At 39.6% G+C, this 23720-nt stretch carries 21 protein-coding genes and 1 pseudogene; 20 read left to right on the forward strand and 2 right to left on the reverse strand.

Going from position 1 to position 23720, the window contains the following annotated elements; all coding sequences use genetic code 11:
- Positions 1–8: 8 nt before the first annotated feature.
- The 4 genes from clpX (at position 9) to mmuM (ending at position 4306) form a co-directional block, all read left to right on the forward strand.
- Entirely contained in the window at positions 9–1238 is a 1230-nt protein-coding gene (gene clpX / locus AALA56_RS01850) for an ATP-dependent Clp protease ATP-binding subunit ClpX (protein ID WP_369908497.1), read from the forward strand.
- 12 nt (positions 1239–1250) lie between these two features.
- A complete protein-coding gene (yihA, locus tag AALA56_RS01855) occupies positions 1251–1847 on the forward strand; it encodes a ribosome biogenesis GTP-binding protein YihA/YsxC (RefSeq protein WP_115269099.1) in 597 nt (198 codons plus the stop codon).
- A gap of 123 nt (positions 1848–1970) precedes the next feature.
- Entirely contained in the window at positions 1971–3347 is a 1377-nt protein-coding gene (locus tag AALA56_RS01860; RefSeq protein ID WP_369908498.1) for an amino acid permease, read from the forward strand.
- 11 nt (positions 3348–3358) lie between these two features.
- Positions 3359–4306: a homocysteine S-methyltransferase gene (mmuM, locus tag AALA56_RS01865; RefSeq protein WP_369908500.1), complete on the forward strand. Its 948-nt coding sequence runs from the start codon at positions 3359–3361 to the stop codon at positions 4304–4306.
- A gap of 23 nt (positions 4307–4329) precedes the next feature.
- Here the strand turns inward: mmuM and AALA56_RS01870 are convergent, their stop codons facing one another.
- Positions 4330–4902 (reverse strand): DUF1275 family protein, encoded by a 573-nt coding sequence (locus AALA56_RS01870; protein ID WP_369908501.1) that lies wholly within the window; start codon positions 4900–4902, stop codon positions 4330–4332.
- A gap of 173 nt (positions 4903–5075) precedes the next feature.
- On the opposite strand from AALA56_RS01870, the gene AALA56_RS01875 reads away from it, so the two are divergent.
- The 10 genes from AALA56_RS01875 to AALA56_RS01920 all read left to right on the forward strand — a co-directional run bounded on the left by AALA56_RS01875 (position 5076) and on the right by AALA56_RS01920 (position 17603).
- The gene (locus AALA56_RS01875) at positions 5076–9752 is read left to right on the forward strand and encodes a DEAD/DEAH box helicase (protein WP_369908549.1); all 4677 of its coding nucleotides are present in this window, start codon (positions 5076–5078) and stop codon (positions 9750–9752) included.
- Between the two features lies 1 nt (position 9753).
- Positions 9754–10446 carry a hypothetical protein gene (locus tag AALA56_RS01880; RefSeq protein ID WP_369908502.1) on the forward strand — a complete coding sequence of 231 codons (693 nt, stop codon included), beginning with the start codon at positions 9754–9756 and terminating at the stop codon, positions 10444–10446.
- Positions 10447–10458: 12 nt separating this feature from the next.
- Entirely contained in the window at positions 10459–11916 is a 1458-nt protein-coding gene (locus AALA56_RS01885; RefSeq protein ID WP_369908503.1) for a nucleotidyltransferase, read from the forward strand.
- Between the two features lie 36 nt (positions 11917–11952).
- A complete protein-coding gene (locus tag AALA56_RS01890) occupies positions 11953–13191 on the forward strand; it encodes a hypothetical protein (RefSeq protein ID WP_369908505.1) in 1239 nt (412 codons plus the stop codon).
- Between the two features lie 230 nt (positions 13192–13421).
- Complete coding sequence (locus AALA56_RS01895; RefSeq protein ID WP_369908506.1) at positions 13422–13736, forward strand: hypothetical protein; 315 nt, start codon at positions 13422–13424, stop codon at positions 13734–13736.
- Complete coding sequence (locus AALA56_RS01900) at positions 13736–14812, forward strand: AAA family ATPase (RefSeq protein ID WP_369908507.1); 1077 nt, start codon at positions 13736–13738, stop codon at positions 14810–14812. The genes AALA56_RS01895 and AALA56_RS01900 overlap by 1 nt, the downstream gene beginning before the upstream one ends.
- Before the next feature lies 1 nt (position 14813).
- On the forward strand, positions 14814–15434 hold the full coding sequence (locus AALA56_RS01905) for a hypothetical protein (RefSeq protein WP_369908508.1): 621 nt from the start codon (positions 14814–14816) through the stop codon (positions 15432–15434).
- Between the two features lie 130 nt (positions 15435–15564).
- On the forward strand, positions 15565–16149 hold the full coding sequence (locus AALA56_RS01910) for a replication protein (RefSeq protein WP_369908509.1): 585 nt from the start codon (positions 15565–15567) through the stop codon (positions 16147–16149).
- A complete protein-coding gene (locus AALA56_RS01915) occupies positions 16142–16372 on the forward strand; it encodes a DUF3173 family protein (RefSeq protein ID WP_369908510.1) in 231 nt (76 codons plus the stop codon). The genes AALA56_RS01910 and AALA56_RS01915 overlap by 8 nt, the downstream gene beginning before the upstream one ends.
- 16 nt (positions 16373–16388) lie before the next feature.
- Positions 16389–17603, forward strand: a complete 1215-nt coding sequence (locus AALA56_RS01920; RefSeq protein ID WP_369908511.1) for a tyrosine-type recombinase/integrase — start codon at positions 16389–16391, stop codon at positions 17601–17603.
- A 41-nt stretch (positions 17604–17644) separates the two neighbouring features.
- On the opposite strand, the pseudogene AALA56_RS01925 reads toward AALA56_RS01920, so the two are convergent.
- Positions 17645–17821, reverse strand: a pseudogene (locus tag AALA56_RS01925) (DUF1275 domain-containing protein); the annotation flags it as partial.
- 401 nt (positions 17822–18222) lie between these two features.
- Between AALA56_RS01925 and trpE the strand changes: the two are divergent.
- Genes trpE through trpB form a run of 6 tightly spaced genes read left to right on the forward strand, consistent with a single transcriptional unit; the run spans position 18223 to position 23720 of the window.
- Positions 18223–19581, forward strand: coding sequence for an anthranilate synthase component I (trpE, locus tag AALA56_RS01930; RefSeq protein WP_369908512.1), 1359 nt, complete (start codon positions 18223–18225; stop codon positions 19579–19581).
- Entirely contained in the window at positions 19578–20153 is a 576-nt protein-coding gene (locus AALA56_RS01935) for an aminodeoxychorismate/anthranilate synthase component II (protein WP_369908513.1), read from the forward strand. Before trpE ends, AALA56_RS01935 begins: the two co-directional genes overlap by 4 nt.
- Before the next feature lie 26 nt (positions 20154–20179).
- On the forward strand, positions 20180–21184 hold the full coding sequence (gene trpD / locus AALA56_RS01940; RefSeq protein WP_369908514.1) for an anthranilate phosphoribosyltransferase: 1005 nt from the start codon (positions 20180–20182) through the stop codon (positions 21182–21184).
- Positions 21181–21951: an indole-3-glycerol phosphate synthase TrpC gene (gene trpC / locus AALA56_RS01945; RefSeq protein WP_369908516.1), complete on the forward strand. Its 771-nt coding sequence runs from the start codon at positions 21181–21183 to the stop codon at positions 21949–21951. Before trpD ends, trpC begins: the two co-directional genes overlap by 4 nt.
- A complete protein-coding gene (locus tag AALA56_RS01950) occupies positions 21938–22522 on the forward strand; it encodes a phosphoribosylanthranilate isomerase (RefSeq protein ID WP_369908517.1) in 585 nt (194 codons plus the stop codon). The genes trpC and AALA56_RS01950 overlap by 14 nt, the downstream gene beginning before the upstream one ends.
- Positions 22512–23720 carry a tryptophan synthase subunit beta gene (gene trpB, locus AALA56_RS01955; RefSeq protein WP_369908518.1) on the forward strand — a complete coding sequence of 403 codons (1209 nt, stop codon included), beginning with the start codon at positions 22512–22514 and terminating at the stop codon, positions 23718–23720. The genes AALA56_RS01950 and trpB overlap by 11 nt, the downstream gene beginning before the upstream one ends.

Here is a 23720-nt window from a genome sequence, read left to right on the forward strand (position 1 = left end):
GAGAACTAATGGCTGGAAATCGAAATAACGATGTTAAAGTTTATTGCTCATTCTGTGGTAAAAGTCAGGATGAGGCCAAGAAAATTATTGCTGGCAACAACGTATTTATCTGTAATGAATGCGTCGAGCTTTCTCAGGAAATCATCCGTGAAGAGCTGGCAGAAGAGGTTCTAGAGGACTTAGCAGAAGTTCCAAAACCAAAAGAACTCTTAGATATTTTAAACCAATATGTCGTGGGTCAAGACCGTGCTAAGCGTGCTTTGGCTGTCGCTGTTTACAACCACTATAAGCGTGTCAGCTTCACTGAGAGCCGTGACGAAGAAGATGTTGACCTGCAAAAGTCAAACATCCTCATGATTGGACCAACAGGTTCAGGAAAGACCTTTTTGGCACAAACCTTGGCTAAAAGCCTTAATGTGCCTTTTGCCATTGCCGATGCAACGTCACTCACAGAGGCTGGCTATGTCGGTGAGGATGTGGAAAATATCCTCCTAAAACTCATCCAAGCCGCTGATTTTAATATCGAGCGTGCCGAGCGTGGGATTATCTATGTGGATGAGATTGATAAAATCGCTAAAAAAGGTGAAAATGTCTCTATCACCCGTGATGTCTCAGGTGAGGGTGTTCAGCAGGCCCTTCTAAAAATCATCGAGGGGACTGTCGCTAGTGTGCCACCGCAAGGTGGACGTAAGCACCCAAACCAAGAAATGATTCAGATTGATACGAAAAATATCCTCTTTATCGTTGGTGGGGCTTTTGATGGTATTGAGGACATCGTCAAACAACGTCTGGGTGAGAAGGTTATCGGATTTGGGCAAACCAACCGCAAGATTGATGATGACAGCTCTTACATGCAAGAAATCATCTCTGAGGACATTCAAAAGTTTGGGCTTATCCCAGAGTTTATCGGACGTTTGCCAGTTGTGGCGGCGCTTGAGCGCTTAACAGCAGACGACTTGGTGCGTATCTTGACAGAGCCACGCAATGCTCTTGTTAAACAGTATCAAACCCTTCTTTCCTATGATGGTGTAGAGCTTGACTTTGATGAGGATGCTCTCAAAGCTATCGCTGACAAGGCCATTGCTCGTAAGACTGGGGCACGGGGTCTTCGCTCAATCATCGAGGAAACCATGCTTGATGTTATGTTTGAAGTGCCAAGCGAAGAAGGCGTGGTTAAGGTTCGTATCACTAAGGACGCTGTTGAAGGTACAGACAAGCCTGTACTAGAGACGGCTTAGCAAGGAGGCGCTATGGCTGAGGAATATTTAAATACGCACAATGCTTCCATTTTGCTAAGTGCTGCCAATCAGTCGCACTATCCAAAGGATGACCTCCCAGAAGTGGCGCTTGCAGGACGCTCAAACGTTGGCAAATCTAGCTTCATCAATACACTACTAGGACGTAAAAACCTCGCTCGCACCTCTAGTAAACCAGGTAAAACGCAGCTGCTTAATTTCTACAATATTGATGACAAGTTGCGTTTTGTCGATGTACCAGGTTATGGCTATGCTAAGGTTTCCAAAAAAGAGCGTGCTAAGTGGGGCAAGATGATTGAGGAATATCTGGTCACTCGTGATAATCTGCGTGTGGTCGTCAGTCTCGTGGATTTTCGCCATGAGCCAAGCAGTGATGACATCCAGATGTATGAGTTTTTGAAATACTATGATATTCCTGTCATTGTCGTTGCGACCAAGGCTGACAAGGTACCACGTGGCAAGTGGAATAAACAGGAAAGTCTTATCAAAAAAAGTCTGGACTTTGATAACAACGATGCCTTTCTCGTCTTTTCATCTGTTGAGCGTATCGGTATTGACGAGGCTTGGGACACGATTTTAGAGCATTTATAACAGAGGCTGCGTTGTCAGCCTTTTCGTTATAGTTTTTTGCTATAGTATCCATAGATTAAGGACTATTACCATTTCGGACTATCTTATGTTATGATAAGTCTATTAGAAATAAAGAGGGGTTCTATGGAAAATTATAATTTTGAAAACGAAGGTCAGTTTCAGCGCAAAATGACCAGTCGTCATTTGTTTATGCTGTCTCTGGGTGGTGTCATCGGGACAGGTCTGTTTTTGAGTTCAGGCTATACCATTGCACAAGCTGGTCCTCTGGGGGCTGTTTTGTCTTATTTGGTGGGTGCTATCGTTGTTTATCTGGTCATGCTGTCTCTTGGTGAGTTGGCTGTTGCTATGCCGGTCACGGGTTCTTTTCACACCTATGCGACAAAGTTTATCAGCCCAGGTACTGGCTTTACGGTGGCTTGGCTGTATTGGATTTGTTGGACGGTAGCGCTTGGGACAGAGTTTTTAGGCGCTGCTATGTTGATGGGACGCTGGTTTCCAGCTGTTCCTACATGGATTTTTGCGACTTTATTTGCTGTTGTCATCTTTGCCATCAATTCGCTCAGCGTACGCAGCTTTGCCGAGGCAGAGTCTTTCTTCTCATCCATTAAGGTGATTGTGATTATTATTTTTATCATCTTGGGGCTTGGTGCTATGTTTGGCTTGGTTTCCTTTGAAGGCAAACATCAGGCGATTTTATTGACCAATCTCACAGCAAACGGTGCCTTTCCAAAAGGTTTCACGGCAGTTTTATCTGTCATGTTAGCCGTCAATTATGCTTTTTCAGGCACGGAGTTGATAGGAATCGCAGCAGGTGAGACGGATAATCCCAAAGAAGCCGTGCCTAGAGCCATCAAAACAACTATTGGGCGCTTGGTAATTTTCTTTGTCTTGACCATTGTGGTGTTGGCGTCTCTTTTGCCCATGAAAGAGGCGGGTGTCTCAACAGCACCTTTTGTCGATGTTTTTGACAAGATGGGCATGCCTTTTGCGGCTGACATCATGAATGTCGTGATTTTGACAGCTATTTTATCTGCGGGCAATTCTGGGCTTTACGCTTCTAGCCGTATGCTGTGGTCCTTGGCAAATGAAGGCATGCTGTCTCAAAAAGTCGTCAAGATAAACGAACACGGTGTTCCCATGCGTGCGCTTCTCTTGTCTATGGCAGGTGCCGTTCTAGCGCTGTTTTCAAGTATCTATGCAGCAGACACAGTCTATCTTGCCTTGGTGTCTATTGCAGGCTTTGCTGTTGTGGTGGTCTGGCTGTCCATTCCTATGGCACAGATCAATTTCCGAAAGGCATTTTTAAAAGAGCATTCTCTGGATGAGTTGGCTTATCAAACGCCCTTTACGCCTGTTTTGCCTTACATCACTATTGTTTTACTTTTGATTTCGATTATCGGGATTGCTTGGGACGCTTCACAGCGTGCGGGTTTGTACTTTGGGATTCCCTTTGTTATTTTCTGTTACGTATACCATTATCTGCGTTATAAAAAGTGGTAGAAAGGAGTATTATGGGACAATTTAAAGACTTACTAGCCAGTCAAGACTATGTTATTTTAGATGGTGCACTGGGAACAGAGCTGGAAAAGCGTGGCTATGACGTTTCAGGAAAACTCTGGTCTGCTAAGTATTTATTGGAACAACCAAGTGTCATCAGAGACTTACACACGGTCTACTTAGAGGCAGGTGCTGACATCATCACAACTTCTAGCTACCAAGCCACAACAAAAGGACTAGAAGCCATTGGTTTATCGGAAGAAGAAGCCCTGGAAGTTATTTCCTTGAGCGTTCTGCTTGCAAAGGAGGCACGAGAAGCTTTTTGGAGCGGTTTATCAGATGAAGAAAGGCAAAAACGCCCCTATCCCTTGATTGCTGGAGACGTCGGTCCTTACGCTGCTTATCTAGCGGACGGCTCGGAGTACACTGGCAATTATCAACTCACAAAAGAAGAATACCAAGACTTTCACCGTCCACGTATCAATGCTTTGCTAGAAGCTGGTAGTAACCTTTTAGCTATCGAGACCATCCCAAACTTTCTTGAGGCGAGCGCTCTTATCGACTTGCTTGCGACAGAGTTTCCTGATGTGGAAAGTTATATGTCCTTTACGGCGCAGGATAGTCAGCATATCGCTGATGGGACGCCGATTGAGGAGGTGGCACAGCTGTGTGACAGTAGTGCACAAGTGCTGACTTTTGGTATCAATTGTAGCAGTCCTAGCCTTATTTCTCCTTTGCTTGAGCGCATAGGAAGCATTTCGCAAAAGCCACTAGTGACCTATCCCAATTCTGGTGAGATTTATGACGGTAGTAGTCAGACTTGGACATCTACACCAGACAATGCCCACACGCTGCTTGAAAACAGCAGAGCTTGGCACAAACTGGGGGCAAAAGTGGTCGGTGGTTGCTGCAGAACGAGCCCCGAGGACATTTTTTGCCTAGCAAAGGCTTTGAAAAACTAAAAAGGTTGGGATTTCCCAACCTTTTAGACATTGCTGTATTTGAGTTTGTAGCGGATGACAATGGCGGTGTAGTGATAGCAGACAGTCGCTAGGCTAAGCGTGACCAGCCACAAGGTTTTCTCGTGCAGGATATTGTCTAGAAAAGCGACACTGACAGCTCCCAGCACAAAGCTTGAGACGACAAAACTGTAATTGGTTGCTTGCCGTTTCAGCTCTGGCGATTTGTCGTGGATCGTTAGATATTGGTACCAGCTGGTCAGCATTTTGCGGTAATTGCCCGATGTCATCAAAATAGTATAGGCGTGCGACTCAATCTGGCTTCCTGTAAAGGTCAGTGTCAGCATGCCAGTCGCTGTCGCAAGCAGTATCACCCAAAGAGCGGCAACTTTTGGAAAAAAGGGTAAAATAGCAGAGCTGATAAGCAAGGGTAGAATGCAGTAAGTCTGCCAGTAAGCGGTTTGTGCTCTTTTTTTGATAGCTGTCGCTAGAAGAAAACCAATAGATAAAAAGAGGATGGAAAGTAAGCGTATGATACTCTTAAATAATAGGGGTACGCAATTACATTGCGAAATCCCAGCATAGCAAGGTTTTTGCAATGTCGAAGAGCGAAAATAAGGTGGAAAATGTTTTCATTCCCCATCAACACCCCACCAAACGAAAGTTTGGTGGGGTGTTTTTTATTTTTAAAAAAAAACATGATATAATAGAAAAAATATTTTGGGTAAGGGTACCCTTAGTCCCTTGCTCATGTGAGAAAAGGGGTTATACAATGAGTTTTGATAATCTTGTAAATCAAATAAAGAACTCTGCTGAAACACAACGTGACAGAGGAACATACTTTGAATATCTTGTAAGAGCATATTTTCAAAATGAACCAACATATAAAAATGAATTTAAAAGTGTGTGGATGTTAGCAGATGTCCCAGAAAAATACGGTATTCCGAAAACAGATATCGGGGTAGATTTAGTTGCTGAAAAATTTACTGGGGAACTAGTAGCGATTCAAGCTAAATTTTACGACCATGCTATTCAAAAATCCAATATAGATTCGTTTTTAGGTGAGCTCGGTAAAGATTACTATGAATCAGGAATTATAGTAGCATCCACAGATAAGTGGGGTAAAAATGCGGAAAAAGCCTTAGCTGACAGAAGTGATGTTATACGTATTGGTTTATCAGATCTTAGAAATTCTCAAATTGATTGGAACAAATTTTCTTTTGAACGACCAGAAGAAGTAGAAGTCAAGTCTAAAAAACAACCACGCTACTATCAAAGAGAAGTAATCGAATCGGCTTTAGAGCATTATAAAACTAATGACCGAGGTCAATTAATCATGGCTCCAGGTACTGGTAAAACTTTTACTAGTTTGAAAATTACCGAAGCTATGGCAAAAGCAGCAGCTAAAGAACAGTATGTTGTTCTTTACTTAGTTCCTAGTATTCAGCTTCTTACTCAAACATTACGTGGTTGGAATAATGATACCGAGATGACTATGTCATCAATGGCGGTAACAAGTGATAGAAATGCTAGTCGTGGCAGTATTAGACAAGATGAATCAAATATTACAATAAAAGCTAGTGATATCGGATATCCAGCAACAACATCTGCTAAAACTATTGTTGAAAACTATGAAGAATTAGCAAAATTACCTAAAAAAGAGTTGTTAGTCGTTTTTAGTACATATCAATCAATTGAAGTTTTGGGACAGGCGCGAAAGAATGGATTCCCAGAATTTGATTTAATTATTGCTGATGAGGCACACCGTACAACTGGTGCCAAAGCTCTAGGTGATCAAGATTCAGTATTTACAAAAGTTCATAGTGACTTAAATATCAAAGCTAAGAAACGACTTTATCAAACAGCAACACCAAAACTATATGGTATGGATGCTAAGAAAAAAGCTAAAGATAATTCAATAGTTATTTCAAGTATGGATGATGAAAGCTTATATGGTAAAGTTTTTTATCGTTTAGGGTTTGGTGATGCTATCAGTCATGATATTTTGACAGATTATAAACTAATGGTGTTAGCCGTAGATGAAACAGTTGTCCAAAAAGATATGCAAAAATCATTAGCTGACTCAGAAAATGGTTTAAATATTGATGATGTCGGTCGTATTATTGGTGTTTGGAATGGAATGATTAAGCGAGAAAGTTTTACAAATAAAGTTTCTGGTGAACCTATGAAGCGTGCCATTGCTTTCTTACGCACTATCAAGGATAGTCAACGTCTTTCTGAGCAGTTTGAAAGTGTTGTGAATGATTATCTTGATAGTGAAGAAGGTTATTCTGTAAATGTTCGGCATGTTGACGGTGGTATGAATGCACTTGAAAAAAATGAAGCATTAGACTGGTTGGCAAGCGATGATATCCCAGAAAATTCAGCACGCATTTTATCGAATGTACGTTTCTTAACCGAAGGGATTGATGTTCCTAATCTAGATGCTATTATTTTCCTATCACCACGCAAATCACAAGTTGATATTGTTCAAGCAGTCGGTCGTATTATTCGCAAATTTGAAGGTAAAGAATATGGCTATATTATTCTTCCAATTGTAGTTCCTGCGGGAGAAACAGCAGAAACGATCTTGGACAACAATAAATCGTATGATGTCGTTTGGCAAGTTCTTAATGCTTTGCGTTCAGTAGATGAACGTTTTGAAGCTACTATTAATAAGTTAGAATTGAACAAGTCTAAGCCTAAAAATATCCAAGTTATTGGGGTTGGTGGTGCACCAGACGACCCAAATTTTAACGATGGATATGTAGAAGAGTCAACAGCTGGATATCAAACCGAGCTTGAGCTTGAATGGGAAGCTGTAGAAGGTGCTATTTACGGTAAAATTGTTCAAAAAGTGGGTGATAGACGTTATCTGGAAGACTGGTCTAAGGATGTTGCTGATATTGCACGCCGCCACATTCAGGGAATTAAGATTATTTTAGAGCAAAACCCAGATAGCAAGGTAGCTTTTGAGCGTTTTCTACGTAGTTTACAGCATAATATTAATGAATCCATTGACCAAGAACAAGCTATTGAAATGTTGGCACAGCACTTAATTACCTTACCGGTGTTTGACGCTTTATTTGGTGAATATAGTTTTGTTAAGAATAATCCAGTTAGCTCAGCTATGGAAAAAATAATTGCTGAATTATCTCAATATGGCTTTGAGAAAGAGCAAAAAGAATTGCAACCATTTTATGAATCTGTTCGTTTACGTGCTGAAGGGATTGATAATGCACAAGCTAAACAAAAAATTATTATCACTCTTTATGATAAATTCTTTTCTACTGGTTTCAAGTCAACGACAGAACGTCTAGGAATTGTCTTTACACCTGTTGAAGTAGTTGATTTTATCGTTAAATCTGTTGATGTAGTCTTACGTAAACATTTTGGTAAAACATTAGCAAGCGAAAATGTTCATATTCTTGATCCATTTACAGGAACAGGTACTTTTATTACGCGCACGCTACAATATCTTAAAACTCTTATGGATAAGGGTGAAATCACTTATAATGATATTCTAAGAAAATATACACAAGAACTTCACGCCAATGAAATAGTTCTTTTAAGCTATTATATCGCTGCTATCAATATCGAGGCGGTATTTGATGATATTAATGGTGATGAACCGTATATACCATTTGAAGGAATTGTTCTTACAGATTCCTTTGAATCAACAGAACAAGAGGACACACTCGATGATTCGTTCTTTGGGACAAATGATGAGCGTCTCAAACGCCAACAAGAAAAGCCGATTACAGCGATTATTGGAAATCCGCCATATTCTATTGGTCAAGGTAGTCAGAATGATAATAACCAAAACATCTCATATCCTAAACTAGACCAACGTTTGGCAGAGACTTATGTCACTAAGTCTAATGCAGGACTAACCAAAGGTCTCTATGACTCTTATGTTAAAGCCTTTCGTTGGGCTTCAGACCATCTTAAAGGACAGGGGGTGATTGGTTTTGTAACCAATGGTAACTATCTCAATACTAACTCTGCAGATGGTCTACGTGCAGGTCTCTATGAAGAATTTAATCATCTCTATATCTTTAACCTTCGTGGTGACCAACGCACTCTTGGTGAACAATCTCGAAGGGAAGGTGGGAAAATATTTGGTTCAGGTAGTCGAACACCAGTAGCTATTTCTATTCTTGTTAAAGATGATTCTGACAGCCATGAACTTCACTATCATGATATTGGCGGCTACTTATCACAGAAGGACAAACTCAACATTATTTCTGATTTTGGGGACATTTCAGCTATTGATTGGCAAGAGATTACACCTGATAACAATAACGACTGGCTTAATCAACGTGACCCAAATTATCAGAAGTATGTAAGTTTAGTAGATGAGGGTTTATCTATATTTAATCAAAGTGCCGTTGGGATTGCTACAAATCGTGATACTTGGATTTCAGGATTTTCAAAACAAGATATATTAAACAACTCTAAACAATTGATTGCAAACTATAATTTTGAACTTGATCGATTGATAACTATTTTACCAGAAGAGAGAAAAAGTCTTCTGAATAGAAACGAAAATTTTGTGAAGTGGTCTGCTAAACTTGAAGATAGTATTAAGCGTTCTAAGAGATTTATTTTCAAGGAAGATTATCTTCAGCTGTCTATGTATCGTCCATTTACCAAAAAATGGCTTTACTATAGTGATGAAATCGTTGAAAGGCCAGGAAAGTACTACAAAAAATTTGGTCAAAATAATTTAGTTATTACGACTACAGGACGAGGAACTTCAAGAGATTTTTCTATTATTGTCACTAACCTTATTCCTGATATTCAGCTTCAAATGAACGGTCAAGGCTTCATGCGTTATGACAATGAAGTTGATGAGACGCAACTTTTCCAATCTAATGACAACATGAATCAGGCTTTTGCGGACAGACTCGGATTAAGTTTAGATGATACCTTTGCTTATGTTTATGGTTTGTTAAATTCTAAAGAGTATCAAGAAAAGTATGCTAATGATTTGAAAAAAGATTTAGCACGGATACCGATTGTCAAAAACAAAGAACAATATGTTGAAGTTGGTAAGGCACTTATGGATTTGCACCTTAACTATGAGGAAGTTCCAGTTTATGATGGTGTAGATGTTTCTTTATTAGATAATCCATCTTATAAGGTTACTAAGATGAAATTCATCAAAAAAGATGACCGTTCAACTATTATTTATAATAACGACATCACCATCAGAAATATCCCAGAAAAAGCCTATCAGTATATGGTCAATGGACGCTCAGCTATTGAATGGATTATGGATCAATATCAAGTGAAAACAGACAAAAAATCAGGTATCACTGATGACCCAAATGATTATAGTAATGATGAAAAATATATCTTTAATCTATTGTTAAGAATTATTAATGTCTCAATTCAAACGGTCGATCTAATCAACAGCTTACCAAAATTTGAAGTAGAGGAGTAAAATGATAAAGGATATTTTTGTTAATCTGATTGTTGCATTTATTACTTTTCTTTTCTCAACTATTTCTCATAATAGATTAAGATTAAAAATATACTATCAATCACTTATCCGATGGAATAAAAGTATAAGATTGAGCTGTGCTTATCTTTTTCGAATAAGATATAATAACGAATATTTGTTAATAAAGGGAAATCGAATAGACCAATATCAGCCAGTTGGAGGTGTTTATAAATACTACAATTCATTTAATGGGCTGAAGGAAAATCTAGAATTAAAAGATGAATCTGAAAGTCATTTTCATGAAAATGGAGATTTAAGGCTAGTAATAACAGGCAAACATCTTGTAAAATTTATTGACTGGTTTGATACGAGAAAGAATAGAGAGGTCACGGTCAATAGGGAACTCATTGAAGAGTTGGAACCATCGGGTATATCTATTGAAAATCTGATGAAACAATCACAGATTGAATATCTAAAAACTATTAAAGAGCCTATCACGTTTTCAACTCACTTTAAAATGGATGAGCTTAAAATATTTGAAATTTTTGAAGTAAGAATACCAAAAGGAATACTTGATGAGGTGATAAAAAGTAGCCATTATCAACTTATCGAGGCAAATGAGATTGAAAGACAATGTTTATCCCAAAATGGCTTGGATAGGAAAATTTCTGAAACCTCGAAGTATATAATTTAGAAAGGGAGACTGTTGGAAAATATCATTATTGGAAAAGAAATTAAAGAATTAATTGAAGAATTAGATGTGTCTGATTCTAAATATGAAGAAGCGACAAAAAGATACAACTCAATTGCTGAATATATCAAAAATTCAGAACTTAGTTCTTATAGGCCTGATATATATTTGCAGGGATCATTTAAACTGGGGACAGCAATCAAGCCTCTAACAGAAGATGGATCTTATGATATTGATATAGTTTGTAACTTTACATCTCTTAGAAGAGAATATCAATCTCAATTTTCTTTAAAACATAACTTAGGAAAGATTGTAAAAAATTATGCTAAATCAAAATCGATGTCTAATGTACCAGAGGAAAGTAAGCGATGTTGGACATTAAAGTATGTTGATGATAACAATTTTCATATTGATATTTTACCGTCTGTCCCATTACATAATAAGGATGATGGATATATAGCCATCACTGATAAAACTAAAGATAACTATTTTGAAATATCTTCAAACTGGGAAAAAAGCAACCCCAAAGGATATGCTGATTGGTTTAGAGAAGTATCAAAGTACACTGTATATCAAGAAAAAATTGCTAAAAGATTTTATGCATCTATTGAGAAGGTACCTGAATATAAAGTTAGAACGCCATTGCAAAGAATTGTTCAGATTTTAAAAAGGCATGCAGAAATTTGTTTTGAAGATGATATTGAATTTAAACCAGGTTCTGTTATCATCACAACACTGGCAGCAAAACAGTACCGGCTTGCAAGTTCTATTCACAATGATTTTTTGGATGTTATAAGCTATATTATTAATCATTTGAAAGATGGTATAGAACTCCGTAATGGTAAACCTTGTGTTTATAATCCAGTGAACTATTCAGAAGTTTTATCTGGTAAATGGGATAAAGATAAAAGATATTTTGAAGCCTTTAATAATTGGTTGAAGCAATTGGAATCAGATTTTAATATTGGAAATGATGAAATAACATATCCTAATCGAATTCAATACTTGAAAAGGTCTTTATTCAAGAATGCTAGAAGTCAGTTTCCAATTATTAATGTAACTTCATTGAGACATCATCAAAAGTCAAAATGGACTAAATGTCTAGTAAAGGATGTGTTTGTTAAGGCTATGTATTCTCAAAATGGATTTAGATGGAAAACAATAAGAAGTGGGACGGCATTAAATAAGCATGGTGATTTAAAATTTGAAGTGAAAGCTAATGATTTAAAGCAATACGAAATTTGGTGGCAGATTACTAATACTGGTAAAGAAGCGAAAAATGCAAATTCATTGAGAGGGGATTTCTACAGCTCTGAATTGATTGAAGGAAAAAAAATAAAAAAAGAAAGAACCTTATATACTGGACGTCATTTTGTGGAAGCATATCTTGTGAAGGATGGTATCTGCTTTGGGAAGAGTCAACCATTTGAGGTAAATATCGTAGATAATTTTACTTTTGATTTTGCTAGGTAATGATATGGAAAATAAGTCTTTTATGAAAGGTAGTGTATGATTAATTTTGAACAAATCTTAATACCTTCAATAGCTTCTAGATTTAAAGAACTTAGAAATAATAAAGGGAGAAAACTACAACCTGAAATTATTTCTTATGGACAAAAATCAGCTATCTTGAGATTAGAGAAAGCTAGTGTTCCTAAAAGTGGCAACTTTGTTTCAGACCGTCTTTTAGAAGACTATGTTGATTATTTTAAAGTAACAAAAGAGCACTTAATCTTTGGAAAACAAAAGGAACTAGAACTTCAACTATTTCGATTATTCTTTACTATATTTGTTCATTTTACGCCTGACGAGTTTGATGACTTTCTTTATAAATTTAAGTCAATAGGTCAACCGAATAAGAAAGTACTAGAATCCTTTGAAGAGTTATTATACGTTTTTGGAGATTTTGGCAGATGGTATAAAATTAAACGCTTTGAAGAAGAACTTGCTCCTACAGAAGTTATTGATTATGAGTCAATCTTTAAAATCTTTTGGTTACTATCAAAAGAAACAATTATGTCATCCTTCCAAAGTGATGTAATCCAAAATATAATTGATGAATCAGGGAAGGAAAAATTTATTTTCACCAAAATCAACACAGAGGTTGATCGGTGGTTGAAAAATAAAATCGCTAAATTTATCTTTCCTAATATGATTAAGAAGTTAAAATCAGATAGTGTGTTTAAAATTGGATTTATGGTTAAAAATCTGATTGATGAGTTTCTTGTAGATAATCTAACGCCAGATTATCACACTAAGATACCCATGAAGCGATATATCCCCCCTATGCCAAGCTATGATTTTCAGTTTAAAGGCAATGAAAGTCAAGAAGACCTTAGAAAAATAGTAGATGAGTGGGTTAGAATGCAGGAAGATTTTCATAAACTTAATGAATCAACTATGAGTAACGAAGAAAAGTTCAAAATAATAGAAGAGAAAAAATATTTTGAGGGTATCGATCAAATTACCGACACAAGCACACCATTTATAAACGATGAGCAAGTTGTTTATGCTGAAGAATTTCTGGATAGTGTCCTGAATCAACCAAGAGGTGATGGCTATATCGATCATAGGTTAAATAGGGTTGAACAGAAAATTCCCGGAATGCTACAAGAAAACAATAAGGCTCAAAAGTTATTCCAAGAAAAAATAAATAAAATGACTCTGTCTTTAATAGACGAGCTTGTTGATTATCAGAATACCTTTATTAGCTGTATTGAATGGAAAGAACTACCTGAATATTTATAAAAAAAGGAACGTTATCTGCGTTCTTTTTTTGGTGTTCAAAAAGGAGTTCAAGTGCATATGATTTTTCTCCAAAACTTTGGATAGTTATCTTTGAGAAAATTCTATACTAGAATTACCAGAGCACAGCAAGGCTTTGGGGGCGTCAAACCAAGAGAGTTGCAAATCTTTTGGTTCACTTAATTAGGAAGTTGCTGATTCCTAATTCTTCCTAAGAAAGGAGAGGCTTCGATATGAAGACTAGAAATAGAAAGAGTGGCTACTCTATAAATACCGCAAATGAGTACATAGACAGTAAACAAGCATTTTATTGCTTGAGCACAGAACTTGAACCACAGATCAAGTTTGAAGATGGGAAACCAACCGGTGAAATTATTGCTTATAAGGCTTGGTTTAGTCAAAAAGGACTCCCACCATTCATTGTTAAATTTGAAAATGAAATCGAACTTCCTAGTTATATGTCTATTGTGGAGTTTGAGAATCTACAAGCATGTGAAGTCAGATACAATGTTTATTTCAAGGCTGATGGTGTTAAAGAGGTGAAATGATGACCGATAGAGAACTAGAGCAATATTTATTACAAAGTTTAAATATGGCGTTAGGTTCAATCATGCAGGGAGAGACATCTTACACTAATAGTTTTAATTGTAAGGTTATGGAAGAGGGATTTCTCTTTATCCCTCGCCTACCTGCTGGTTATATCATTGATGATGACCTATATCAGAAGATTTTCTTAATCGCTAACGCTTCATTATATCCAAGATATACCTTACTAAAGCAGAATTCAGCCTACTTTATGGCACTAGATTCAGATGATATTCATGTAGAACGTGCGTTATTCTTTCCATGGAAAAAGGGAGTATCTGAACGTTTGGTTATTTCTGACCTTGAAGAATTTTCTAAGAACCAAGCTGGTGGTAAAATTCCCTTGATGAAAAATTTGGAGCTTGATTATAACAAGATTACTAGTATGGCAATTGCTGGAAATTCAGGAAGTGGCAAATCCTATACCTTGACTTATTTCCTTAGTTTATTAAAAGATATTTCAGACTTGATCATCGTTGACCCAAAATTTGATACACCATCTAGGTGGGCAAGGGAAAATCAGATTGCTGTTATCCATCCTGAGCAGAGTCGTTCTAAAAGTGATTTTGTCAGTCAAATTAATGAGGAATTGAGTAATTGCCTAAACCTTATCCAACAAAGACAAGAGATTCTTTATGATAACCCTAATCATCAATTCGACCATTTAACCATTGTCATTGATGAGGTACTTGCTTTATCTGAGGGAGTAAATAAGACTATTAAAGAATCTTTCTTTTCTCTTTTGTCTCAGATTGCCTTACTTGGACGAGCTACAAAGGTTCATTTATTACTTGTCAGTCAGAGATTTGACCATAATACTATTCCTGTATCAGTTAGGGAACAACTGAATCTCTTGATTCAGATAGGAAACATCAATAAGAAAACGACTCAGTTCTTATTTCCAGATTTAGACCCAGAAGGAATTGTAATCCCTATTGGAAAAGGTACTGGACTAGTGCAAATCATTGATAATGAGCATCCTTATCAAGTTTTACCACTATTATGTCCGACCTATTATACCAAGAAAGGGGTATTGTGATATGACGAAAACGTATTTTCAAAAAACCTATCATCTTAATCGTTTTCTTGTTATTAGCTTGACTTATAGTTTTGGGCTTAGCTTTGCTAGTAAGTTACTTAGTGAACTGCTCCTGTTCCAATCAAGTCAGACAGAAACAATAAGGAAACTTTTAGCGTTCATCATTGACAAAGTTAGTCTATTATTAGAACTTAGCAATAAAGTTAGTATTGTATTGTTGCTTAGTTTAGTTGTATTGGTTGGTATCGAGTTGTATCAACGCATTGTGAATGATTTGCTATTGAATTACTGGAAGTCTATCTATCAGACGATTCGGTTAAAGGCTTTCTTGAAGCAAGAGCTGACCTATGAACCAATAGAAACGGATGGAAATCAAACAGCTAATTATAAAAATCCAGTACTGATTCAATTCAATAAAGCTGTTAGATGGTTAGTGGTGGATATCCGAAAAGATAACGTTACGGTACTCTTAAAAGCACCTCACACCCAGCAGGCACAAAAGCTATTCAAAGAGATGGAAGATGATATTAGGGAGGAGATTTCAAATCGTAATCCTGACTATTACTTCTCATCTCCAGAAAGAGAAGGTAGTGATTTATGGTTCATAGGGACTGAACGGTAAGGGAAACGCTGTGCTTGGCTCACAACGTGAATGCCAAGGATACAGCGTTTCAAATAATTGTTTGTCTGGTGTAATGGGGTTACTACGACCCCCATTACACCAATAATCAGTAAACACAGAAAGGGGAATTATGGCAAAAGAAAAACGTTCAAATAAGTGGACTTTCTTACTTTACAAAGAAAGTGCCCCTGAAAATTATTTAGAAATTCTTGAAAGCATGCACATTCCATTTATACTTAGTCCGTGGCACGATAAGGATGTCAATAAAGAAACTGGAGAATTTAAGAAAGCTCATAAACACGGAGCACTCTTCTTTGAAACGCTAAAAAGTTACTCGCAAGTTTCAGAATTATTGACAAGTAACTTGAACACGCCAGCTCACGTAGAAGTGGTAATGAGCCCTAAAGGCATGTATGACTATTTCACACATGCCGAGGATCCAGAGAAAACTCTGTATGACATCAATGACATTGAATCAGGTTATGGTTTTGATTTGGAAAAATTTCTTATCAGTAACAATAACGATAAATTTCTCTCACTAATCATTGATATTATCGAAGAATACAACTTCACAGAGTTTAACAATCTTGTCAGGTATGCACGGAAAGAGAATCTCATGTTGCTTGACTTGATTATGAATAAAACCTACTTCTTTGCGAAGTATTTGGACTCAAAAAGACACAGTAGAAGAGAGGAGGAAGAAATGAATGAGTGATAAAACAATAACACATCATCAGCTGATGGATTTGGGATTTCCCAAACACACAGCAAGAGACATCATTAAACAAGCTAAGGCAATAGCAGTCCAAGAGTTTTATAATGATGGAGCTTTTTCAAACAATATGGTAGAATTAAATAAATCGCCCTTTGACAATGTAAGATTAAACCTTGCTCCAACCTATATTGTAGAAGAACTGTTGGGATTTGAGTTGCCTTAAAAAGAAAGGCAATTAAATGGTAAAAAAATATAAAGGTGTTTCACGCAATAATAAAGGTAAAATTTATTATCAAATTGAATTTGGTATTGACAAGAAAACTGGAAAACGGCAACGTAGAAAGTCCTATAAAGATCAGTTCGGAAATGATTTTAGGACTGAAAAGCAAGCTTTTGATGAAGCTTGTCGTGTACGTATGGAATTTAATCAGCAACAGTTTCAAGCTTCTATCGAGGAAGGCAAAAACGATAAGGACATAACTTTCAAAGAATTTATGGAAAAAATCTACCTTCCTTATTATAAGAAATCCGTTCAGTCGGTCACTTATAAAACAGCAGTCACGCAGTACAATTCATTTGTAGAACGATTCGGAAATAAGAAACTAATAGAAATCAATGTTCGAGATTGTGAGAGATATAGACTTGAATTGATTGAGAAATACTCTCCCAATTATGCCAAAGGTTTATGGTCAAGATTTAAGCAATGTTTAGGTTACGCTGAAAGACTTGAATATATTGAATCTCTTCCTTGTAAGAATTTAGATAATCCTAAAGGCAGAAGATCTGAAACACGTTTCTGGAGATTAGACGAGTTACAAAAGGTATTAAAGACCTTTGACTTAACAAATTATGATGACCGTCAACACTATACAGCTGTTTGGTTGTACTTTATGACTGGTATGCGAGTATCAGAAGGGTTAAGTTTGATTTGGTCTGATATTGATTTAGAGAATAAGGTCATTCATATTCAATCAACGCTTGAATCAAATGGTAACGGCACATACATCCGAAAAATGCAAACTAAAACAGAAGCAGGAAAGCGATTCATTGAAATTGATGATGAGACATTGAAAGTTTTAAAAAACTGGAGAGCTATTCAAGTCAATAATAGCGATGATTCCTATGTACTAGCTCGTTTTGGTCAACCAATGCATAAGAGTACGTTAAGCAGAATGTTAAAAAGGCATGCAGAAAAAGCAGGTGTGCCAGTTATTACTGGAAAGGGGTTACGACATAGTCATGATTCATTCATGATTAATGTATTGAAAAAAGATGTTCTTTATGTTTCAGCACGTTCAGGAAGAACTGATAAAGCAACAACGCTTAATACGTATTCTCATCTCTATGATAGGGAAAGAGTAAGTGGTGGAACGGAGATAACACAAGTTTTACGTAGCGTAGGACTAATAGAAATCCCCCACCAAGACCCCACCAAAGAAAATGAAATAAGCTAAAACCTAGATATCATAAGGTTTATAGCAGTTATGCAACTTTTACTTTTAGAGAGAGGGCTGTCATCCCAGTCTGCAACAAGCAGCAAGATATTTCCCGTCTGGGTCGCTACCAGAGAGTCAAACTGCATGTGGCAGTAGACATCCAAAGCGCCACCCATAAACCCAAGTAAAATAGCATTCAAACGATTGTGCTGAGGCATGTATTTGAGATTCAGCATAAGTTCCCCCTTTAACATTCCATATTGTACCACTTTTTGACAAATGACACAGATAAAAAGGTAAATGATTATTTTTAGAAAATTTGCAAAAATCTCTTGACAAGTTTAAAATGCTTTTTGTACAATGTTAACAATCAGAAAAGTAAGTTAGAGTTGCTTTCAGGGAGTCTGCGGTTACTGCAAGCAGACAGCAGCTTTAGGTGAACATTGGGCTGATGTAGAAATGAATTTGAAACCATAACAATTCGGTGGGCACTCCTTATCGTGCAACTCGTTGTTTGACGAGTATGAGACAGGTATTTTTGTGTACCTAAGATTGAGGTGGCACCGTGTTAGCAATAACGCCCTCGTACAGAGTTTTTCTGTGCGAGGTTTTTTCGTTTTTTGAGAGGGAGGACAAGATGGAAAAGATTTTGGCAGCAGATAGCTTGACACCGATTTTAGCTTATAAGCGTCTAAAGGGCGAGCACAAGGTGATTTTAGAGAGTATTCCTCGTGAAAAGGAGAATGCCAGATACTCTATCATCGCCTACAATCCTGTCTATGAGATTACCTATCAAGACGGAGTCCTTAAACAAAATGGGCAGGTCGTAAAGCAAGATCCGCTGGATTACTTAAATGCGCTTGTAGTGACAGGCAAAGAAGCGGATGCTATTCCATTTGCAGGTGGGGCGCTGGGCTATGTAGGCTATGATATGCTCCACCTCTATGAGCCACTGGGTGCTATTCCAAAGGATACCGTGGGTACGCCAGATATGCACTTTTTTGTCTATGAGTCCTATCTCATTTTTGACCATAAAAAAGAAATCGTGCGCGTGGTTGAGGATAACACTTACAGCAAGCGTGATGTAGAAGCAGATCAGAAAGCACTTGATGCGGTGCTAGGGCAACTAGAAACCATGAGTGCTGATGAGCTGGCGCCAAAGGCAATCGCTCCTCTGCAGTTTAGCAGTCATCTAGAAAAAGAGACCTTTGAGCGCATGGTCAATCAAGCTAAGCAGCTCATTCGCCAAGGGGATATGTTCCAGTGTGTGCTCAGTCAGCGCTTTTCAGCCGACATAGAGGGCAATCCGTTGGATTACTACCGCAATCTGCGTGTGGTCAATCCGTCTAACTACCTGTATTTCTTTGATTTTGGTGATTATCAGGTGATTGGTGCCAGTCCAGAGAGCCTAGTATCTGTTAAGGGAAAGACTGTTGTCACCAATCCAATCGCAGGCACACGCCCAAGGGGAAAAACAGAAGAAGAGGACACAAGACTGGCTAGAGAGTTGCTAGCGGATGTCAAGGAAACTGCAGAGCACCGCATGCTGGTTGACCTAGGGCGCAATGACATCGGACGTATCGCCAAGACTGATACTGTGCAGGTCAGCAAGTACATGGAAGTGGAGTATTTTCGCTATGTCATGCACTTAACCAGCGTTGTGAAGGGCGAGTTGCGTGATGACATGTCTGCTATGGATGCCCTCAAGGCAACCTTGCCAGCAGGTACCGTCTCAGGTGCGCCAAAACTGCGTGCCATGCAGCGTATCTACGAGCTTGAGCAGGAAAAGCGTGGCATTTATGCTGGTGCTATCGGTTATCTGTCGGCTACTGGTGATATGGATTTTGCCATTGCTATTCGGACTATGATTTTGAAAAATGGTAGAGCTTATGTGCAGGCGGGAGCAGGCATTGTCTACGATAGTGTCGCTGAAAACGAGTACTACGAAACCCTCAATAAAGCCAAAGCGATGACAAAGATTGGAGACTTAGAATGATTTTATTAGTGGATAATTACGACTCCTTTACCTTTAACCTCATGCAATACCTCAGCCGTTTTGATGAGGTGCATGTCCTTAGAAATGACGATGAGCGTCTCTATGATGTTGCCAAAAAGGCAGACGGTATCGTCTTGTCACCTGGTCCAGGCTGGCCTAGTGACGCTGGTCAGATGGAGGACTTAATCAAGGATTTTGCTGGTCAAAAGCCGATTTTAGGGATTTGTCTGGGACATCAGGCCATTGCTGAGAGTTTTGGTGGCAAACTTGACCTTGCAAAACAGGTCATGCACGGTAAGCAAAGTCAGATGGCAATTGAAAAGGTATCTCCTATCTTTACAGATATCACAAAAGAAACACCTGTCATGCGCTACCACTCCATTGTCGTCTCGCAATTACCAGAAGGGTTTGAAGTGACGGCAAAAACGACCGATGACCACGAAATCATGGCTATTCAAAACCAAGACTTGCAGATTTATGGTTTGCAGTACCATCCTGAGTCTATTGGGACAGATGAGGGCATGAAGATGGTGGAAAACTTTGTGACTCTTGTAAAGGAGAGTATGGGCTAAGCTTTTTTGAAAGGGAGGATGAGAGGATGAAGGAAATATTTGCAAAGTTGGTGGCAAAAGAGGATTTGAGCGCAGAAGAGATGACAGCCGTTGCTGAAAAGCTTTTTTCAGGGCAGTTGTCAGACGCTGAGACGGCAGCGTTCTTGCTGGGCTTGACCGCCAAAGGAGAGAGTTTTGATGAGATTGCTAGTCTCATTAAGGTCATTCGCAGTCATGCTAAGAAAGTGCCAGGAAACTTTCGTGACCTGATGGACAACTGTGGGACTGGAGGCGACCGCTCTTTTAGTTTTAATATCTCAACGACGACGAGTTTTTTACTGGCTGCAGGAGGGATTAAACTTGCTAAACACGGCAATCGCTCGATTTCTTCAAAGTCTGGCTCAGCCGATGTGCTTGAAGAGCTGGGTATCAAGCTGGATGTTAGTCCAGAAGTGATTGAAAGAGCGCTTGATGAGGCTGGCTTAGCCTTTCTATTTGCTCAGTCCATGCACCCTGTCATGCTCTATGTGGGACCAGCCAGACAAACGCTAGGCATTCCTACGATTATGAATATCATAGGACCGCTTAACCACCCTATGGACTTGGATTATCAGCTCATGGGCTTGTATCGAGAGGATTTGCAGGAGACCTGTGCCAAACTTCTTGACCACCTTGGGCGCAAGCGTGCGGTCATCATCACAGGTCCAGACAATATGGACGAGGCTGCGCTCTACGGTGTCAATCACTACACACTGCTAGACCACGGCACGATTACCAAGGGGCGGTTTAGCTATGCGGACTTGGGCATGGACGAGGTACCGCTTTGTGAGATACAAGGTGGTGACGCCAAGGAAAATGCGGCTATTCTCCTTAGTGTTCTTAGAAATGAGCCTAGTCCATTTCGAGAAACGACTATCGTCAATGCAGCGCTCGGTTTCTTTGCAGCGGGTAAGGTAGAGACACTAAAAGACGGCGTTACGCTTGCTCGCGAGGTACTTGCTTCAGGTAAAGCGCTAGCTGTTTTAGACAAACTCAAGGAGGTGCAGGTATGAGCGACGGGAAGTTTTTAGAACGTATCCTAGCGGTCAAAGAAGAGGAAAATGCAAAGCTAGAAGTCGAGGACATCAAGCCACTGCGCAAGACCTATTCCTTTTACGACTACGTCAAGGCGCACAATGATAGGATACATGTCATCGCTGAGGTCAAAAAGGCAAGCCCTAGCCTAGGTGCTATCAACCTGGATGTTGATTTGTTGGAGCAAGCGAGAAGCTATGAGGCAGCTGGTGCCAGCATGATTTCTGTCTTGACAGACGAACCCTTTTTCAAGGGGCACATGGATTATCTGCGTGAGATTTCAGACGAGGTGGCGATTCCGATGCTGAACAAGGACTTTATCATCGATGAAAAGCAGATTATCAGAGGGCGCAATGCTGGTGCGACGGTGATTTTGCTGATTGTCGCAGTACTGAGCAAGGAACGTCTGCAAGAACTCTTTGACTTTGCGACGTCTTTGGGGCTAGAGGTCTTGGTTGAGACGCACAATCTAGCAGAGCTTGAAATTGCTCATCAGATTGGTGCTAAGATTATCGGGGTGAATAACCGTGATTTGACCACCTTTGAGACGGATTTGCAAACCAGCGTAGACCTGATTCCTTACCTCAAGAGTGAGCCAGTCTATATTTCAGAGTCTGCTATCGTCACAGCGGACGACGTCAAGCGCCTAGTGCCAGCCTATGACGGTATCCTCTGCGGAACGACCCTCATGCAGTCTGAGGATGTTACGACTAAACTAAAGGAGCTTGCTATTGACAAAGGTTAAGATATGTGGGCTAAGGACGAAAGAAGCAGTGCAGGCAGCGGTTGAAGCTGGCGCTGACTATATCGGCTTTGTCTTTGCGGACAGCAGGAGAAAGGTTAGTCCAAAAGAAGCAAACACTTTAGCGCAGCTGATACCAGCTACTATCCAAAAAGTTGGCGTCTTTGTCAGCCCAAGCCTAGAAGAACTGCAGGAAGTGTTAAGAGAGGTGGAGTTAGATCTCATCCAGATACATGGTGACTACGACGAGGCTTGTAGAAGCTTGGGGCTACCTATCATCCGTGCGCTAGCGGTTGGAAAAGACAGTCAGTCATCTAGCGAAGTAACGGATTACTATCTCTTTGACGCACCGACTGCAGGCAGCGGAGTGAGGTTTGATTGGGAGGCGTTTGACGCACAAAACGTTACCAAACCTTGCTTTATAGCGGGGGGCTTGACCTCAGAAAATGTCACAGACTGTATCGCCCACTTTCACCCTTATGCTGTGGATGTGTCCTCAGGGGTGGAGACAGATGGCAAGAAGGACGTGGACAAGATAAAAGCATTTATAAAAGGAGTAAAACATGGCTTATAAACAACCAGATGAAAAGGGATTTTTTGGTGATTTTGGAGGGCGTTTCGTCCCAGAAACACTGATGACAGCAGTTTTAGAGTTGGACGAGGCTTATAGAGAAGCAAAAGCTGATCCAGCTTTTCAAGAGGAGCTTAACCAGCTCTTGACCTATTATGTGGGGCGGGAAAATCCGCTGTATTTTGCTAAGCGTTTGAGTAATTATGCGGGTGGCGCTAAGATTTACCTCAAGCGTGAGGACCTCAACCATACAGGAGCGCACAAGATTAACAATGCTCTTGGGCAAGTGCTTTTAGCCAAACGCATGGGTAAAAACAAGATTATCGCAGAGACAGGTGCTGGTCAGCATGGGGTTGCGACAGCGACAGCAGCAGCGCTGTTTGACATGGAGTGCACCATTTACATGGGAGAAGAGGACGTCAAACGTCAAGCGCTCAATGTCTTTCGCATGGAGTTGCTGGGCGCTAAGGTGGAAGCCGTCACAGACGGTTCACGGGTGCTCAAAGACGCTGTTAACGCTGCTCTTCGTGCTTGGGTGGCAAATGTAGAGGACACGCACTATATCATGGGGTCTGTCCTTGGTCCAGCGCCATTTCCAGAGATTGTGCGTGATTTTCAGTCGGTCATCGGTCGTGAAGCCAAGGAGCAATTTAGAGATTTGACTGGGCAAGATTTGCCAGATGCTCTTGTTGCTTGTGTTGGTGGTGGCTCAAATGCCATGGGGCTCTTCTATCCATTTGTTGACGACACGTCTGTTGCCATGTACGGTGTTGAGGCGGCAGGTCTTGGCTTGGATACAGAAGAGCATGCGGCGACCATGACAAAAGGCAGAGCAGGTGTTCTTCACGGCTCACTCATGGATCTTTTGCAAGACGCCGAAGGGCAAATCCTAGAAGCTTTTTCGATTTCAGCGGGACTGGACTATCCTGGTGTCGGTCCAGAGCATTCGCATTTTAATGCTATCGGACGAGCTCACTATGTGCCAATCACAGACGAGGAGGCGCTTGAGGGCTTCAAGTTGCTGTCACGCCTTGAGGGCATTATCCCTGCCTTGGAGTCCAGCCACGCTATTGCCTATGTGGTCAAGCTAGCCAAGGAACTCGGCAAGGACAAGTCTATTATCGTCTGCCTGTCAGGACGAGGTGATAAGGACGTTATGCAGGTCAAAGAGCGTTTTGAGAAGGAACAAAAAGGAGTCTAG

The organism is Streptococcus hyointestinalis (assembly GCF_041225505.1).
In the GTDB taxonomy this organism is placed as follows: Bacteria; Bacillota; Bacilli; order Lactobacillales; family Streptococcaceae; genus Streptococcus; species Streptococcus hyointestinalis_B.